The 17,013-nt window shown below is 62.4% G+C and carries 8 protein-coding genes; 2 read left to right on the forward strand and 6 right to left on the reverse strand.

Annotation, left to right across the window (positions count from 1 at the left end; genetic code table 11):
* Positions 1–126: 126 nt before the first annotated feature.
* From mscK to betI, 5 genes are all read right to left on the reverse strand, one after another.
* Positions 127–3,444 (reverse strand): mechanosensitive channel MscK, encoded by a 3,318-nt coding sequence (gene mscK, locus GIB19_RS00585; protein ID WP_099430671.1) that lies wholly within the window; start codon positions 3,442–3,444, stop codon positions 127–129.
* 36 nt (positions 3,445–3,480) lie between these two features.
* Positions 3,481–5,223, reverse strand: coding sequence for a potassium/proton antiporter (locus GIB19_RS00590; protein WP_027592369.1), 1,743 nt, complete (start codon positions 5,221–5,223; stop codon positions 3,481–3,483).
* 239 nt (positions 5,224–5,462) lie between these two features.
* A complete protein-coding gene (gene betA, locus GIB19_RS00595; RefSeq protein ID WP_099430670.1) occupies positions 5,463–7,160 on the reverse strand; it encodes a choline dehydrogenase in 1,698 nt (565 codons plus the stop codon).
* Positions 7,161–7,236: 76 nt separating this feature from the next.
* Positions 7,237–8,709: a betaine-aldehyde dehydrogenase gene (betB, locus tag GIB19_RS00600; RefSeq protein WP_027592371.1), complete on the reverse strand. Its 1,473-nt coding sequence runs from the start codon at positions 8,707–8,709 to the stop codon at positions 7,237–7,239.
* A gap of 38 nt (positions 8,710–8,747) precedes the next feature.
* On the reverse strand, positions 8,748–9,404 hold the full coding sequence (gene betI / locus GIB19_RS00605) for a transcriptional regulator BetI (protein WP_027592372.1): 657 nt from the start codon (positions 9,402–9,404) through the stop codon (positions 8,748–8,750).
* A gap of 478 nt (positions 9,405–9,882) precedes the next feature.
* On the opposite strand from betI, the gene GIB19_RS00610 reads away from it, so the two are divergent.
* Positions 9,883–11,886: a BCCT family transporter gene (locus tag GIB19_RS00610; protein WP_446731365.1), complete on the forward strand. Its 2,004-nt coding sequence runs from the start codon at positions 9,883–9,885 to the stop codon at positions 11,884–11,886.
* Positions 11,887–12,631: 745 nt separating this feature from the next.
* Here GIB19_RS00610 and GIB19_RS00615 read toward each other — a convergent pair.
* Entirely contained in the window at positions 12,632–12,946 is a 315-nt protein-coding gene (locus GIB19_RS00615; protein WP_274882778.1) for a hypothetical protein, read from the reverse strand.
* 138 nt (positions 12,947–13,084) lie between these two features.
* On the opposite strand from GIB19_RS00615, the gene GIB19_RS00620 reads away from it, so the two are divergent.
* On the forward strand, positions 13,085–17,008 hold the full coding sequence (locus GIB19_RS00620) for a dermonecrotic toxin domain-containing protein (protein WP_274882779.1): 3,924 nt from the start codon (positions 13,085–13,087) through the stop codon (positions 17,006–17,008).
* The last annotated feature ends 5 nt before the right edge of the window (positions 17,009–17,013 follow it).

Consider the following 17,013-nt stretch of genomic DNA (forward strand, 5'->3'; position numbering starts at 1 on the left):
GCCAAGGGGGCCGCTTCGCGGCCCATCGCCTGATGGCTAGCGCAGCCCCTGTAGGAGCTGGCTTGCCTGCGATCGAGGGCGCAGCCCTCGCAAGGATTCAGAACAGAATACGGTATTCGAGCCCCTTTATACCGCTTCAGTGCCATCCGATTTCGGCTGCTCCAGCGGAATCAACTGCTGCTTGCCACCCTTCTGATCCATCAGGAACACCTCGACCTGGCGTACCGAGATCTTGATGTTATGCGCCTTGAACTCGCGATTGATGTACCGGTTGATCTCGTCCAGCGTCGGGTTACGGTCGCCCAGGTCACGCACGTGCATGCGCAGTTCGTGGTCCAGCGAGCTTTCGCCGAAGTTGAGGAAGTACACGATCGGCTCCGGGTCCTTGAGCACCCGCGGGTTCTCATGGGCACCCTTGAGCAGCAGGTCGCGCACCAGGTCGAGGTCGGAGCCGTAGTCGATGCCCAGCTTCAAGGTCACCCGGGTGACCGTGTCAGTCAGCGACCAGTTGATCAACTGGCCGGTGATGAAGGTCTTGTTGGGGACGATGATGTCCTTGCGGTCGAAGTCGGTGATGGTGGTGGCGCGGATGCGGATCTTGCTCACCGTGCCGGACAGGTTGCCAATGGTGATGGTGTCGCCGATGCGCACCGGGCGCTCGAACAGGATCATGATGCCGGAGATGAAGTTGGCGAAAATCTCCTGCATGCCGAAGCCCAGGCCAACCGACAAGGCCGCTACCAGCCACTGCAGCTTGTCCCAGCTCACGCCGAGGGTCGACAGGGTACTGACGATGCCGATACCGACGATGGTGTACGAGAGCAGCGTGGTGGTGGCGTAGGCGCTGCCTTGGGCCAGGTTCAGGCGTGACAGCACCAGCACCTCGAGCAAGCCCGGCAAGTTGCCGGCCAGGGCGAAGGTGATGCCGACGATCACCAGCGCGCCGAGCAGGTCGCCCAGGCTGATGGGCACCATGCTGGCGGCAGTGCCGGTGCCACTGGTGTATTCGTACAGGGTGAAGTTGTTGAGGTAGGCGAACACCGAGATCAGGTCCGACCACACCCAGTACAGGCCGGCAATGAAACCACCCAGCAAGGCCAGGCGGATCAGGCGCAGCGACTGTTGGTTGACTTGCTCGATGTCCAGCGTCGGCTCTTCGGTGATGACTTCGCCATCCAGCCCTTCTTTGGCCGCTGCACGTTTGCTCAGGGCGCGCTGATAGGCCAGGCGCCGTGCGGCCACCGACAGGCCCCGCACGAATGCCGCTTCGATCACCAGCCAGAACAGCAGCAGGTACAGGGTGTAGATCAGCCGGTCGGTCAGCTTCAGCGCGGTGTAGTAGTAGCCGAAGCACACTGCGACGAACAAGGCGATCGGCAGGGCGGTGAACGCCACGCCGACGGCCTTGCGGAACAGCGACGTGTCGCGGTGCGCCGGGCTGCTCAGCAGCAGGCGGCTGAGCAGCCAGGCCATCAGCGCGTAGCAGGTCAGCACCACGCCGATGCCGAGTACATCATCGGCCAGTGCCGAAGGCTGGTGCTCGGCAACCGCCACCACGCCGACCAGTGCCAGCACCACGGTACCCAGCCTGCGCACCCAGCCCCGGAGGAATTCGACCTGCGGCTTGTGCCAACGGAAGTGCACTTCTGCCACGCCGCCAGGGGCGAGGATGCGGTAGGCGGTGTAGAACACCAGCCAGGCCTGGGCCAACTGCCACAGCGCCGCGCCGAGGTTGGCGTTTTGCCCGCGGGCGTCGATCTGCAGGGCATAGCTGCACAGGGCCAGGCCCAGGCTCACCGGCATCGCCAACAGAATGTTGATCAGGATGGCCTGGGGCGTGTGCCACTGGCTGTCACGGCGGAAGTGGCCGATGTCCTGGTGGACCTTGCTCAAGCGCAGGTAGAGGTATTTGCGCCGCCACAACAGGGCGCCAATCACCAGTAGCAGCGGCAGGAACAGCAGCGGGCGCTGGCTCAAGCCATCGGCCAGCTCCTTGAGGCCGGAACCCCAGGGCAGGTCGGCGACCTGGCTGGCAAAGCGCTCTGGCACATAGCGCAGCCAGTCCCAGTCCAGCGGCTTGTTGCTGGGGATCCAGAACATCTGCTCGTCGAGGGTGGTGCGCAGGCCTTGGGCCGTGCCCAGCAACTGCTTCTGGTTGAGCTGCAAGGTGATCGATTCGTTGAGCAGCGCCGACAGCTCGCGGTTCAGGCGCTCCAGCAGGTCGGTGCGGGTGATCGCCACTTCCAGCAGGGCCTTGCGCAGTTGCGGCGTGACGTCTTCCGGCGGCTGGTTGGCCAGCAGCTTGTCGACGTAGGTGACCGGGCTGCTCATCTGCTCGCGCTGCTGGTTGATCTCGAACTGGTAAAGGCGGGTGTCGGCGATCTGGTCGGCGAGGTCGCGGTCGACCTTCAGGTGCGGCAGGGTCTGCTTCTGCTTGTAGAGGATCTTGGACAGCAGCAGGCTGCCCTTGAGCACGTTGATCTGCTCGTCCAGGGCCTGGTCGGCCTGGGTCAGGCTGTCGAGCTGCTGTTTGGTGCGCAGGTTCTGCTGGGTCAGCTCGTTGAGCCGGTCGGTGCTTTTGAGCAGGTAATCGGAGAGCTTGAGGTTGATCGTGCTTTCGGTGGCCAACAGGCTGCTGCCGCCGGCCTTCTGGGCTTCGATCGACTGCTGGGTGACCGCTTCCTGGGATTGGGCCAGGCGCTTGTCGTTGATCAGCGTCTGCAGGTCCTGGATCTCCTGCTCCAGGCGTGCGGCGCGCTCGATCAGCAAGTCGTGGCGGGCATTGCCAAGGTCTTGCAGCAGGCTGTTGCCGGCCAGCTCCTGGCGGCGCAGCAGGGTCAGCGCGTTGAGCGAAGCGAGCTCGGCACTGAGCTGGTTGCGCTGGTCGGCGTTGAGCGCCTTGCCGTTGTCCTTGCCAGATTTGAGGGCATTGTTGATTTGCTGGGAGCGGGCCTGGCTGTTGCTGATCTCGGCCTGGGCGCGCTCTGGGCGGGTCTGGGAATTGATGATCAGGCTGTTGGCTTCGGACAGCGCCTTTTGCAGCTCGCCTTGCAGGGTGCTGCGCTCGCTGAGCAGTTGCTCCAGCTGGGGCACCGAGAGGGTGGCATAGCGCTGGGCGACGGGCTGCGGCTTGCTTTCCTTGAGCCGGGCCAATTCTTTTTGGCTGTCGCTGGTTTCTTTCGGTGCGCCGGCCAGCTGTTGCTTCAGCGCGGCGAGCTTGCGCTCGTTGTCTTCCTTGGTGGCCAGCAGGCTCAGGGTTTGTTCGAGCACCTGCTGCAGGGCCTTCTGATCGGCCTCGGGCAGCTTGCGCTCGGCGATCTTGTCGAGGCTGTGCTGGATGCTGGCGGTGGTCGGCGCTTCGGCCGCGGCGTTCGCGGTGGCCGCGAACGAGAGGGACAAGCACAGCCCGAGCAGGGCTGTGCGAAGGTACACGCGCAGGGACATAGGCAGACTACATTGTGGATCAGGCAGAAACGGAGTTTAGAGGAACAATCCTGGTCCGGGTCGCGTTCCTTCGGGGAATCTGACGCCCACTTTCTGGACATTGTTCCCGTCCATGGTCGCCACGGTCCAGATCGTGCCATGCCATTCGACCTGGTCGCCTACTACTGGAGCGCCTCCGACCTTCTGTCGGATGAACTGCGCCAGCGGCATTTTCGCGTCCAGGCCGTCGAGTTTCAGGCCATAAAGTGCGGCCACGGCGCCCAGTTCGGCATCGCCTTCGAGCACGAAGTCGCCGAAGAAACGCAGGTCCAGGCCACGTTGCGGCGCCTGGCTGAACAGCTTGCCCAGCGCGGGCAGGTTATGTTCGTGGCCGATCACGCAGAGCATGTCGCCCACCTCAAGCACCGTACTGCCCGACGGGTGCAGCAGTTGTTCGCCACGGAACAGTGCGGCAATCCGTGTGCCTTCGGGCATCTTCAGCTCGCGCAGGGCCGCGCCGATGCACCATTTTTCGGCGCCCAGGCGGTAGACGAACAGCTCCCACTCGCTGGTGATGTGCACTTCCAGCGCCGAGCGGGAGATCGGCGCCGGGTCTGGCGGCACCGTGACCTTCAGCAGCTTGGCCATCCACGGCAGGCTGGTGCCCTGCACCAGCAGCGACACCAGCACGATGAAGAACGCCAGGTTGAAGAACAGCTGCGCATCGGGCAGCCCGGCCATCAGCGGGAACACCGCCAGAATGATCGGTACCGCCCCGCGCAGGCCGACCCAGGAAATAAAGCCCTTCTCGCGGCCATGGAAGGCCTTGAACGGCAGCAGCGCGGCGACCACCGACAGCGGGCGTGCAATAAGGATCATCCACAGTGCCAGGCCCAGGGCCGGCAGGGCGATCGGCAGCAGGTCATGCGGCGTGACCAGCAGGCCCAGCACCAGGAACATGCCGATCTGCGCCAGCCAGGCCATGCCGTCGAGCATGTGCAGGATGCCGTGGCGGCTGCGGATCGGCTTGTTGCCCAATACCAGGCCGCACAGGTACACGGCGAGGAAGCCGCTGCCATGCAGGGCGTTGGTCAGCGAAAACACCACCAGGCCGCCCGCCACCACCAGGATCGGGTACAGGCCACCGGCCAGGTTGATGCGGTTGACCAGTTGCAGCATCAGCCAGCCGCCGCCCAGGCCCAGCAGGCCACCGATGCCGAATTCGCGCAGCAGGTGGGTCAGCAGGCTCCAGTGCAGGCCGGTCTGGCCGCTGGCGATCATGTCGATCAGGGTGACGGTGAGGAACACTGCCATTGGGTCGTTGCTGCCCGACTCGATCTCCAGCGTAGCGGTGACCCGCTCGTTCAAGCCCTTGCCGCCCAGCAGCGAGAACACCGCCGCGGCGTCGGTGGAGCCGACGATGGCGCCGATCAGCAGGCCCTGGATCAGGCTCAAGTTGAACAGCCACGCCGCTACCAGGCCGGTGAGGGCGGTGGTGATCATCACCCCGACCGTGGCCAGCGACAACGCCGGCCACAACGCCACGCGGAAGCTCGCCACGCGGGTGCGCAGGCCGCCGTCGAGGAGGATCACCGCCAGTGCCAGGTTGCCCACCAGGTAGGCGGTCGGGTAGTTGTTGAAGATGATGCCGCCACCGTCCACGCCGGCGACCATGCCGACGGCGAGAATGATGACCAGAATAGGGATGCCCAGGCGAGAGGACAGCGAACTGACCAGGATACTTGCACCCACCAGCAATGCGCCGATCAGAAACAGGCTGTTGATGGTGCTGGCATCCAAAGGCAGGTACTCCGGGATATCGCGGGAAGGGGGCTTGACTGGCAAGTCGCGTGCCAACTGATTCTAACCTGATGAATTGGCAGCATGTAAAGCGTTTCTGCAGATGAAAAAAAGGCACCGCGAGGGGTGCCTTCTTTTGTGTTGCCTGGGTGGGCCTCTTCGCAGCGCAAGGCTGCTCCTACAAGGGAGCGCGTTCCCCGGTAGGAGCAGCCTTGTGCTGCGAATGGGCCGCAAAGCAATCAGCCTTGCTTCACTTCACGCATCGGCTTGCCTTTGACCGGCGCACCGTTGGCCACGTAGTACTTGGCCGTGCTGCGCGGCAGTGGCTTGCGGTTGCGGATCTTGTCCGAGATTTTCTCGGCGATCATGATCGTGGTGGCGTTGAGGTTGCCCGTGATGATGATCGGCATGATCGACGCATCGACCACACGCAGGCCCTGCATGCCATGCACGCGGCCTTCACCATCGACCACTGCCATGTCGTCGGTGCCCATCTTGCACGAGCAGGACGGGTGGAAGGCGGTTTCGGCGTGCTCGCGGATGAACTTGTCCAGTTGCTCGTCGGTTTGTACGTCGGCGCCCGGGCTGATCTCGCGACCACGGTACGGGTCCAGCGCCGGCTGGGCCATGATTTCGCGGGTCAGGCGGATGCCGTCGCGGAATTCCTGCCAGTCCTGCTCGGTGGCCATGTAGTTGAACAGGATGCTCGGGTGCTGGCGTGGGTCTTTCGACTTGGCCTGGATGCGCCCACGGCTTGGCGAACGCATCGAACCCATGTGCGCCTGGAAGCCATGTTCCTTCACGCCATTGGAGCCGTTGTAGTTAATCGCGACCGGCAGGAAGTGGTACTGGATGTTCGGCCACTCGAATTCAGGGCGGGTGCGGATGAAACCACCGGCCTCGAACTGGTTGCTGGCGCCGATGCCGGTGCCATTGAACAGCCACTCGGCGCCGATGGCCGGTTGGTTCCACCACAGCAGCGACGGGTACAGCGACACCGGCTGGGTGCACGCGTACTGCAGGTACAGCTCGAGGTGGTCCTGCAGGTTTTCGCCAACGCCCGGCAGGTCATGCACGACCGGGATGTCGAGGCTTTCCAGCAGGGCGCGTGGGCCGACGCCGGAGCGCTGCAGCAATTGCGGCGAAGCGATGGCGCCGGAGCTGACGATGACTTCCTTGCGAGCACGGGCTTCGACGCGCTCTTCGCTGTCGCCGACCAGGTAGGTCACGCCCACGGCACGCTTGCCGTCGAACAGCACGCGGTCGCTCAGGGCATGGGTGACGATGGTCAGGTTCGGGCGCTTCTTGGCCTGGTCCAGGTAGCCGCGCGCGGTGCTGGAACGGCGGCCGTTCTTGGTCACCGAACGGTCCATCGGGCCGAAGCCTTCCTGCTGGTAGCCGTTGAGGTCTTCGGTGCGCGGGTAACCGGCTTGCACGCCGGCCTCGACCATGGCGTGGAACAGCGGGTTGTTGCCAGCCTTGGGCGTGGCGACGCTGACCGGGCCTTCGCCACCGTGGTAGTCGTTAGGGCCGATGTCGCGGGTTTCCGCTTTGCGGAAGTACGGCAGGCAGTCCAGGTAGGTCCAGTCTTCCAGGCCTGGCAGTTCTGCCCAGCCGTCGAAGTCCATGGCGTTACCGCGGATGTAGCACATGCCGTTGATCAGCGAAGAGCCACCCAGGCCCTTGCCGCGGCCACATTCCATGCGGCGGCCATCCATGTGCGGCTCTGGGTCGGTCTCGTAGGCCCAGTTGTAGCGGCGGCCCTGCAGCGGGAAGGCCAGGGCGGCTGGCATCTGGGTGCGGAAGTCGAAGCGGTAGTCGGGGCCACCGGCTTCCAGCAGCAGTACGGTGACGCTGGCGTCTTCGGTCAGGCGAGTGGCCAGGGTGTTACCGGCGGAACCTGCGCCGACGATGATGTAATCGAATTCTTGGGACATTTAAGTACCCTCGTTTGGCGGTGATCAGGGAGCGGGAACGCCCGTGCGCGTTGGCACGGGCGTGACTACACGCGGTTTAGAAAACCGAGGAGTAGCCGCCCAGCTCGACCTGGACCGACTTGATGCGCGTGTATTGAGCCAGCGAGCTGATACCGTTTTCACGGCCAACGCCCGACTGCTTGTAGCCACCGACCGGCATTTCGGCCGGCGATTCACCCCAGGCGTTGATCCAGCAGATGCCGGCTTCGAGCTTGTGGATGATGCGGTGGGCACGGGTGATGTCGTTGGTGCACACGCCCGCGGCCAGGCCGTATTCGGTGTCGTTGGCGCGGCGGATGACTTCTTCTTCGGTCTCGTAGCTGAGGATGCTCATCACCGGGCCGAAGATTTCTTCCTTGACGATGGTCATGTCGTCGGTGCAGTCGGTGAACACGGTCGGGGCCACGAAGGCACCCTTGGCGAAGTCACCTTCGGTCAGACGCTCGCCACCGCACAGTACGCGGGCACCTTCTTCTTTACCCTTGGCGATGTAACCCAGCACGCTTTCCATGTGCTGGAAGCTGACCAGTGGGCCGAAGTTGGTGTTTTCGTCTTCCGGGTTGCCGGCACGGATGCGGGCAACGCGCTCGGCGATCTTGGCTTCGAAGGCGGCTTTCAGCTCGGCAGGGATGAACACGCGGGTGCCGTTGGTGCACACCTGGCCGGAGCTGTAGAAGTTGGCCATCATCGCGATGTCGGCGGCCTTGTCCAGGTCGGCGTCGGCGCAGATGATCAGTGGCGACTTGCCGCCCAGTTCCATGGTCACTTCCTTGAGCGAGGAGCTCGAGGCGCTGGCCATGACTTTCTTGCCGGTGGTGGTGCCGCCGGTGAAGGAGACTTTTTCGATGCGCGGGTGCTCGGTCAGCCAGGTACCGACTTCGCGGCCGCTGCCGGTCAGCACGTTGAACACGCCATCAGGAAGGCCGGCTTCGGTGTAGATCTCAGCCAGTTTCAGGGTGGTCAGCGAAGTGACTTCCGACGGCTTGAAGATCATCGCGTTGCCAGCGGCCAGGGCTGGGGCGGATTTCCACAGGGCGATCTGGATCGGGTAGTTCCACGCGCCGATACCGACAGTCACGCCCAGCGGCTCGCGGCGGGTGTAGACGAAGGAGCTTTCACGCAGCGGGATCTGCTCGCCTTCGATGGCCGGTACCAGGCCTGCGTAGTACTCCAGCACGTCGGCGCCGGTGACGATGTCGACGTAGCGGGTTTCGGAGTACGACTTGCCGGTGTCCAGGGTTTCCAGCTGAGCCAGCTCATCGTTGCGCTCGCGCAGGATGTCGACGGCGCGGCGCAGGATGCGCGAACGCTGCATGGCGGTCATCGCAGCCCAGACTTTCTGGCCACGCTCGGCGCTTTCGACGGCTTTTTCGACGTCGGCCTGAGTGGCACGTTGCACGTGCGCGAGGACTTCGCCGTTGGCCGGGTTGATGGCCTCGAAGGTGGCATCGCTGCCAGCGTCGACATAACCACCATCAATGTAGAGTTTTTGCGTTCCGAAACGGGCCATAGTGTCCTCGCAAGTGCAGTGTGTGGTTGGCTAGCGCGTCACGCTCCTGCCGGGTTGGCAACGGCCGTGCGCGGTGGTTCAGAAGCCTGGTCGGTTGTGCCCAGGGACTGCTGTTTAGCCAGTTGTAGATCCATGTATTCGTAAGCGATTCGTATCGCCTGGTCGGTGTCGAAAGCATCTCCCGACAACGCGCCACGCAGCCATAGGCCGTCGATCAGGGCCGCCAGCCCGCGGGCTGCCTTGCGCGCATGGTAAAGCGGCAGGACGCGGCGGAACTGACAGCATAGGTTGGAGTACAAGCGGTGATCGTTGATCCGCTGCAACCTGTGCAAATCGGGCTGGTGCATGCTGGACGCCCAGAAGGCCAACCAGGTTTTCATTGCCGGGCCGTTCACCTGGCTGGCATCGAAGTTGCCCTCGATGATCACTTTCAGGTGGGCACGCGGGCTGTCGTCCGTCAGTGCCTGGCGCCGTGCTGCAACGCCTTCGTTGAGCATGTTCATGATGTAACCCATCGTCGCTGCAATCAGGCCGTTCTTGTCCCGAAAGTAGTGACTGATGATGCCGTTCGACACGCCGGCCAAACGGGCAATGAGCGCAATGCTGGCATCTCCCAGCCCCACCTGATCGACCGCTAGCAGGGTGGCTTCGATCAATTGCTGGCGGCGGATGGGTTGCATACCGACCTTGGGCATCTTGCATTCTCCTCAGGCCTGACAAGCAGACGACAAGCGGCTGACTCGGCGAAGGCCAGTCTATTTTGTTTTGATTGAACGTTCAATCAATAAAGAATAAGCTCTGCGACAATTTGTGCCATTGACAGTTTTTCAGGCTGTTTCGAGCGCACGGATTGACACCCCAGGAAATCGCGTAACCCCCGGAATACAAGGCGTTGACGGGCATGTGCGATGCGAAATGCAGATTCTGCCGAACGGTCATCGACCTGCGGCAGGCCCTTGGAGCGGGCAGGGTGCTCTGTGACGAATGTGCGCACCACGGTGTTGGATGCGGCGTTTTTTGCAGACCACCTGTCTGTTTTTTTGCAACGTATCGATTCGGGATCACGGTTTCCAGGGTGCTTTTATAACACCTGACGCAGTGGGGGTATTCCACCAATTGCTCGGGAAAAGACTGATTAGCCTCCACAGCCGTACTGCCCGGAGCATTCGTGCAATGAGTTCTGCCTCCCTTACCAAACCCCCCGCCGAGAGGGTCCGGGTCAATAGCGTCGTGTTCTACACCTCGGCGCTGCTGATCCTTGCGTTGACTGCCTTGCTTATCGCTGTACCCGAAACTGCAGGCCAAGTGCTGGGCGTGGCCCAGAAGTGGCTGACGCGCACTTTCGGCTGGTACTACATGCTGGTGATCTGCGGATACCTGATGTTCGTCGTTTACCTGGCCTTCTCCGACTACGGCAAGCTCAAGCTGGGTGGCAAGGATGACCAGCCCGACTTCAGCTACGGCGCTTGGGCCGGCATGCTGTTCTCGTCCGGTATCGGTATTTCGCTGCTGTACTTCGGCGCTTCCGAGCCGCTGGACCACTATTTCAACCCACCGGAAGGCACGCCCGCCAGCCTCGAAGCCGCGCGCCAGGGCCTGCAGCTGACCTTCCTGCACTGGGGCCTGCACGGCTGGGCGATCTACGCCCTGGTCGGCCTGGCCGTGGGTTACTTCGCCTACCGCCACAACCAGCCGCTGGCACTGCGCTCGGCGCTGTATCCGCTGGTGGGTGAGCGTTGGGTCAAGGGCGCTGCCGGCAATGCCGTGGACATCTTCGGCATGTTCGTCACCCTGCTGGGCCTGGTCACCAACCTGGGGATCGGCTCGATGCAGGTGTCTTCGGGCCTTGAGTACCTGTTCGGCATGGACCACAGCAAGACCAACCTGCTGGTGGTCATCCTGGTCATGGCCGGCGTTGCTACCGTGGCCGCAGTGTCGGGCGTGGAAAACGGCATCCGCCGTCTGTCCAACCTGAACATCATCCTGTTCAGCGGCCTGCTGATTTTCGTGCTGCTGGGCGGCGAGACCCTGCACCTGCTCAATGGCTTCGTGCAGAACGTTGGCGACTACCTCAATGGCATCGTGCTGAAGACCTTCGACCTGTACGTCTACGAAGGCGAGGCGGGCAAGTCCGAGCGCTGGTTGGGCCTGTGGACCGTGTTCTACTGGGCCTGGTGGATTTCCTGGGGCCCGTTCGTCGGCATGTTCATTGCCCGTATCTCCAAGGGCCGTACCGTGCGCCAGCTGGTCATGGGCGTGCTGCTGATCCCGCTGGGCTTCACCCTGGCCTGGCTGTCGATCTTCGGCAACACCGCGCTGGACCTGGTGATCAACCAGGGTGCCGTGGAGCTGGGCAAGACGGCCCTTGAGCAGCCGTCGATGTCGATCTACCAGCTGCTGGAATACTTCCCGGCCGCCAAGATCGTGATCGGTGTGGCGGTGTTCGTCGGCTTCGTGCTGTTCCTCACCCCGGCTGACTCCGGCGCGGTGATGATGGCCAACCTGTCGTGCAAAGGCGGCAAGGTTGATGAAGATGCCCCGCACTGGATGGTGGTGTTCTGGTCGGTGATCATCACCCTGGTCACCATCGGCCTGCTGTTCGCTGGCAACTTCGAAGCCATGCAGACCATGGTGGTGCTGGCGGGCCTGCCGTTCTCGGTGGTGCTGGTGCTGTTCATGTTCGGCTTGTACAAAGCCATGAAGCAGGACGTTGCGGTGGAGCAGGAGCGTGCCGAACTGGCCGCCCGTGGCCGCCGCGGCTTCAGCGAGCGCCTGACCCAGCTGGAACTGCAGCCGACCCAGGCCGTGGTGCAGCGCTTCATGGACAAGCAGGTCAGCCCGGCCCTGAAAGAAGCGGCCGAGCAGTTGCGCACCCTGGGCTTCGAGGTTGAAACCCGTGTGGGCCAGTCGCGCAACATGATGGGCCTGCGGGTAATGATGGATGAGGGCAACCCCTTCGTCTATGAAGTGAGCCTGGACGGCTACCTGGCCGCGCCAAGCGAGGCGCCAGTCGAGGGCGAGCCGGAAGTGCAACAGCGCTTCTACCGCGCCGAGGTGTACCTGCACGATGGCAGCCAGGAGTACGACCTGATGGGCTTCGCGCCGGAGCAAATCGTGCGTGATGTGCTCGACCAGTTCGAGAGCCATCGCCAGCTGCTGGGGCGTGTGTACAGCTGATCGTTGTGAAAAGGGCCCTGCTGAACAGCAGGGCTTTTTTTTGGTTGTGCTTGTCGCTGGATCTTATGCGCCTTTGAGATCGAGCGCCGCCCGCGCGGCGCTTCGCAGCACAAGGCTGCTCCTACATCTGTTTCGGGCCAATTATACCTGAGGCAGAGGCGCGCGGCCCTTTGGCGTCCACCTCGATATCGTGCGGAACAAACAAGGCGGTCGCGCGCGTAGGTACAGGCGTAACTGGCCCGAAACAGATGTAGGAGCAGCCTTGTGCTGCGAAGCGCCGCGCGGGCGGCGCTCGATTTGCGCACCACCACAAAACCCAAGCCAAGCACTTGGCAGCCACACTTCCCCAACATCACGTGAAGAACCTTTTTTTGCCATGCAATAAGTAGCACCAGGTGGCAGAGCTTGCGCGACAGGCTTCCAGCTCATTTACCTGGAGTGCCTTCGTATGACCCCCTCGGACGCATCGACATTCGATTTCAAGCGAGCCGCTGCCCGGCAGTTCGCCGCCCGTCCCACGCTACGCCAGGTCGTCAGCGACCAACTGCTCACATTATTGCGGACAGAGCTGCCATGGCTGGCCTATGTGCAGCCTGCATTGCCGTCAGCCGATGCGCTCATGCTGGATAGTCCCGACCCTTCCACGCCCTACTGGTCCACTCAGCCACTGGTGGACTGTGTACTGCAGGCCATGCTCGAGTCGCGGTTTCTCGACCTAGAGCCTGTCGAGGGCCGCCATTACAATCTAGGTGTGCTCGAACCCTACCGGTTCGCCGGCTCCCACAGCGCCTTCGACACCCGCCAGCTCAGCGGCCTGAGCGAACCGCTCAATGACCTGATCGAGCAACTGCCGCAGCTTTTTTGCGAGGCGCAGCTCGGCTTTTGGGCGAGTGCCGGGAGTACCGGTGCAAGCCGTGATCATTGGCTGCAGTTGCTGTTGAGCACGGCCCTGTTGCGCGGCCTGCCCTTGCAAGGCTTGGATGCCCAGGAGCAGGCCTGCATTCGCGGCCTGATCCGCGGCGGTGCCGACCAGCCCACGGCGAGCTTCGTGCAGGTTCAACTAACCCAGGGTTTGCGTGAATCGGAACAATTGCTTAGCCATTTGCTGGTGACAGGTGAGTGGGATGAGCGGCAGGTGGTGCTCTGGTGCGCGCCGTCTGGCGAGGTGCGCGGCTTTGCCTCGCTGGCCGCTTTCGCCTTGGCCCTGCGTGATGATCTGGCGCAGCGCTACAGCTTCGATGCCATGTCCTGGCAGCTTTATCCGGTTGAGGGCAATGTATTCGCACAGCAGGTGTCGGCGTTGCTGGAAACGCTGTTCACTCAGGTGGACAGGGTGAGCTACCGCCGCCTGAAAGATGTCGCCGCGCTGGAGCAACTGTTCGCCCAGATCAGTGACCCCGCGCAGTGGTTCGACAGCTACCCGGACGATACCCCCGCGGTCAAGACCCCGCCGGCGTTGTGGACCAGCTCTGGCAGCGATAGCGTGGCCTTCCGTGCGGGTCTGTTGCAGCTGGCGGTCGATCAGCTCGACGCGGAAGGGGTTGGCGCCATGGACGGCATCCTGAGCCTCAATGATTACACCCGCCAGCGGTTGACTGAACAGATGCAAACCGCTCACGCGCAGGCTATCTCCCCGGATGACCTGCTGATCGAGTTCTTCGTCGCGCTGGGTATTCCGGGAGGTGCAGGCACGGGCGCAGGCGGTGGCGAGCCGGTTGCGTTCGAAGGCAGCAAGACCCTGACCGAGTTCGCCATTGGCAACCTCGGAACGCTCAGTGGCGCCTCTATCCGTCGCATACGGCGCGCTGATGGTACCGCTGCACCGGCATGGCTGGATGCCAATGCCGCCAATCGCTTGGTGAGCCAGATCGATGTGGGTGGAAACTATCCCGCCTACGTCGCACGTCTGCTTGATGACCCGTTGCAACGTGCGCAGCGCATCAAGCGGTTCTGCCGAGAGTGGCGCGATGCCCTGCGCTTCAGCGCATTGGGCGCCAAGCTCGATGGCAAGATCACGGAAGCTGGGCTGCAATGCGTCATTGATTTTTGTGCAGGCCATTTCGACCCGCAAACACCCCGCATGACGCTGATGCCGCTGACCTTGCGACGCCAGCCGCATTCCCGCCAACAGGACCTCGTTCGCGGCATGTATGTGCTGTTCTGTGCCAAGCCTGAGCTGGTGTTGCTGTACCGGCCTATATACCTGCAGGACACCCTTCGTGAATATTCAACCCTGGCGGCATTGCTCGCTCACATCCAAGAGTCCACGCTACTGCAAGCGAGCATTTTGGACTGGCTGAACCCGCAGGTCCGCCATATTTACGACCATGGCGGGTTCCTTGAGCCGCACATCACCAGCATTGGCATTGACCCGTCCAGTTTACCCGAGCGCCCTGAGCCGCCCGTCATCGAGCCGGTGTTCTGGGCCACCGCTATCGATGAAAAGTTGTACAACGCCAACCGTGATCTGCTTATCGAACTAGCGGGTATGCAATCCACCTCGAATGCCGAGCGGCGGTGGGCAACCCTGTCCCAAGGCGCTTGGCTGCTGTTCGATGTGGTGTCGTTGGCGCTGCGTGGCCCGGTGGCCAGCGTGGCGTGGCTGGTGCAACTGATCAGCTCTTTGGAGAATGACCTGCTGGCGCTTGAGCAGGGCGGCGAGTTCGACCGGCCCGCCGCCGTTTCAGATCTGTTGCTGAACTTGAGCATGGTATTGCTGCATGCGCGGCAACCGGCTTCGCACCCTGGAACGGCCGGTACAGCACCCGACGTTTCAGCGTTCGATGGGCCCGCCCCACAGCGAGGGGCTTTTACCGAGGTCTCGGTGGCCCCCTTTGGCGGAAGGGCAGCGGCAATCGGTGAGTTGGCAGCGCTGCCGCAACGCCAATTGGATTTCTCGTGGCGCGGCAATCAAGGATTCAACTGGCTTGCGCCTGAGCAGCGGCAGGCGCTTCGCACCCTGCGTACGGGTGTATTGCTACCCGACTCGGCATTGCAGGTCACGGGTGAGGCAGCAGGGCTGTATCAGGTCGACGGGCGCCTGTACGCGGCCATGGACGCCGATGCTTATCGGGTGGAAGTGGTCGACGGCAGTGTGCGGGTGGTCGATGGCAAGGGTGGCTACGGCCCATGGTTGAGCCATGCACAAGGCGTTTGGCGTGTCGACGGTTCGCTTCGTCTTTTAGGTGGGATGAAGCAGAGTACACGCAAGAACCTCGCCGATAGCTTCCGCAAGTACCACACTACTGTTGTGAAACTTAATGAACAGGTCACAGCTGCGTCGCAGCGCTTTACCCAGGTCGGCGCCAGCATCACGGATTTGGGAGAAAAAGTCACAAGGCTGGAGGCGCTACTGGAAAGGGAGCGAGGCAGGCTGACGGTGGCCGTCACAGCCAGGGAGCAGGCCGCGTCCAGGGAAATAATTACCACGTACGAAACGCGTCAAGCCAAATGGAACGCGCAAATCCCTAGCAAGCGCAATGAAGCGGTTGAGCTGGTTGAAGGGATCGTTCGGGACTGCCAGGAGATTCTTCGCACGATCAATACCATGTTTGAACCCAAATATGCCCGCGAACGGCTACCGGGTGTGGAGGCAGGTCTGACAGAGCAGCGGCGTGAGGTTCAGCTCAGCCTGATCCGCAACAGCGATTTCATCTTCAATGAGCTCTGGGAATTGGCGGATTACCAGGAGCTGACCAGTATGCAACAGCGCCTTCATGGGCGGCCTGTGCAACAGGTGCTTGAAGCGTATAAGGCTTATCGCCGCCAGCTCGAAGGCGTCGTGGCGTTTCAGGATCGCATGCTGGCTGCATTCGAACATCTCGACGAGCTATTGGTCGATGTGCCAGGGGAGGTGATCATCAGCAATGCCCCCGAACCGCAAAGCCTCACCGTTGATGCATTTATTGCCAAGCGTACGTTCAGCACGGTTCAGTTCCGCTTCCATCAGGTGTTGAACCTTGCCGATTTGGCTTTACACCTGGATAGCATCGATGGTCAGCGCAAAATCAATGTATTCCGGGAGGAGCTGTCGGGGCTGTCATTGCGTAACGCGGGGGGTGCCCATGGTGAGCTCGACTTCGCCAACCTGCCGCTCGAGGACCGTATCACCATCTTGCAGGAGGCATGGGACGAATACGCAGCTGCGCTGGTCAACAGCTTGCGAATTCGCGAAACGGGTGGGGCGTTGATCGACGCTTTGATGCTGGACCGCTACCGGACGGAGTTGGAGAAGCTCAAGCGTGATGCAGGGAGTCGGTTGGTCGCGTTGATCAAGGAGCAGGAGGGTGCCCGTGCGCCTGACGCGCGCTTGCCCTACATCATCTCAGGCGAGCCGCAGCGGGCGGTGCGTAACGGGGAAGGGCAGATACTGATCGGCAAGAAAGAGCTCGATGCCGATGGTCAGACGGTGTATCAGGTGCGTGATCCGTTCAATAACTCGGTGTTGGCCACCTTTGACTGGAGGGACGGCCAATGGCATGAGCGAAGCCGTGCGCCAGCGCCGGCCGAACCCGAGATTGCCGAAACTGATACGGCGTTTCGGGTGCAGGCGCTGCTGGTCGAGAACGAACAGCTTCTCCTGAAGGCCGACGAATACGTGCTGAATGACCTTAAAGCAACGCTGCTTGCGCGCCTGTTCGATCTTCAGATAGACAAGCTCGGGCAGGCGGCGACGTTATTGGGCAGGGAGGGCGCTAACGCCACCCTCATAAGGCAACTGGAGGTTGCCTCGGACAATATGCGGTCGCAAAAAAACCTCAAGCTGACCATGCTGTACACCGACACGCGCTACCCCAGCGCCGCAGCGTTACTTTTCCTGCATGAACAGAAGCTGATCAAGGTCGAGTACGACTTCCCGCGTAAGGTCATGGCCAATGGCAGCACCTTCGACGAGTACAAGATCATGCGTCTGGCGCAGCCGGGTGCCGCATCAGGCCGGCCGTTGTGGGCCGCGCACTTCCACATGCCTGCCGCCGATGCGCTGGCGCGTGACTTCACCTTGGGCCATTTGAAAACCTGGAGCCAGCGTCGCATGAGTGGGCGCGAGGAAGGCTCAACCCAGCGGGTGCATAGAGGCAAACTCACCCTGGAACAGGCGCGCGGCATCATCCCGTTCGATTGAGGCGT

The sequence above is a fragment of the Pseudomonas sp. ITEM 17296 genome, from assembly GCF_028895205.1.
Taxonomy (GTDB): Bacteria; Pseudomonadota; Gammaproteobacteria; order Pseudomonadales; family Pseudomonadaceae; genus Aquipseudomonas; species Aquipseudomonas kermanshahensis.

Excerpts from the sequence above, each read along its gene's own strand:
- betB (WP_027592371.1), bottom strand. The coding sequence starts at position 8,709 with ATGGCCCGTTTCGGAACGCAAAAACTCTACATTGATGGTGGTTATGTC.
- betI (WP_027592372.1), bottom strand. The coding sequence starts at position 9,404 with ATGCCCAAGGTCGGTATGCAACCCATCCGCCGCCAGCAATTGATCGAA.
- betA (WP_099430670.1), bottom strand. The coding sequence starts at position 7,160 with ATGTCCCAAGAATTCGATTACATCATCGTCGGCGCAGGTTCCGCCGGT.
- GIB19_RS00610 (WP_446731365.1), top strand. The coding sequence starts at position 9,883 with ATGAGTTCTGCCTCCCTTACCAAACCCCCCGCCGAGAGGGTCCGGGTC.
- mscK (WP_099430671.1), bottom strand. The coding sequence starts at position 3,444 with ATGTCCCTGCGCGTGTACCTTCGCACAGCCCTGCTCGGGCTGTGCTTG.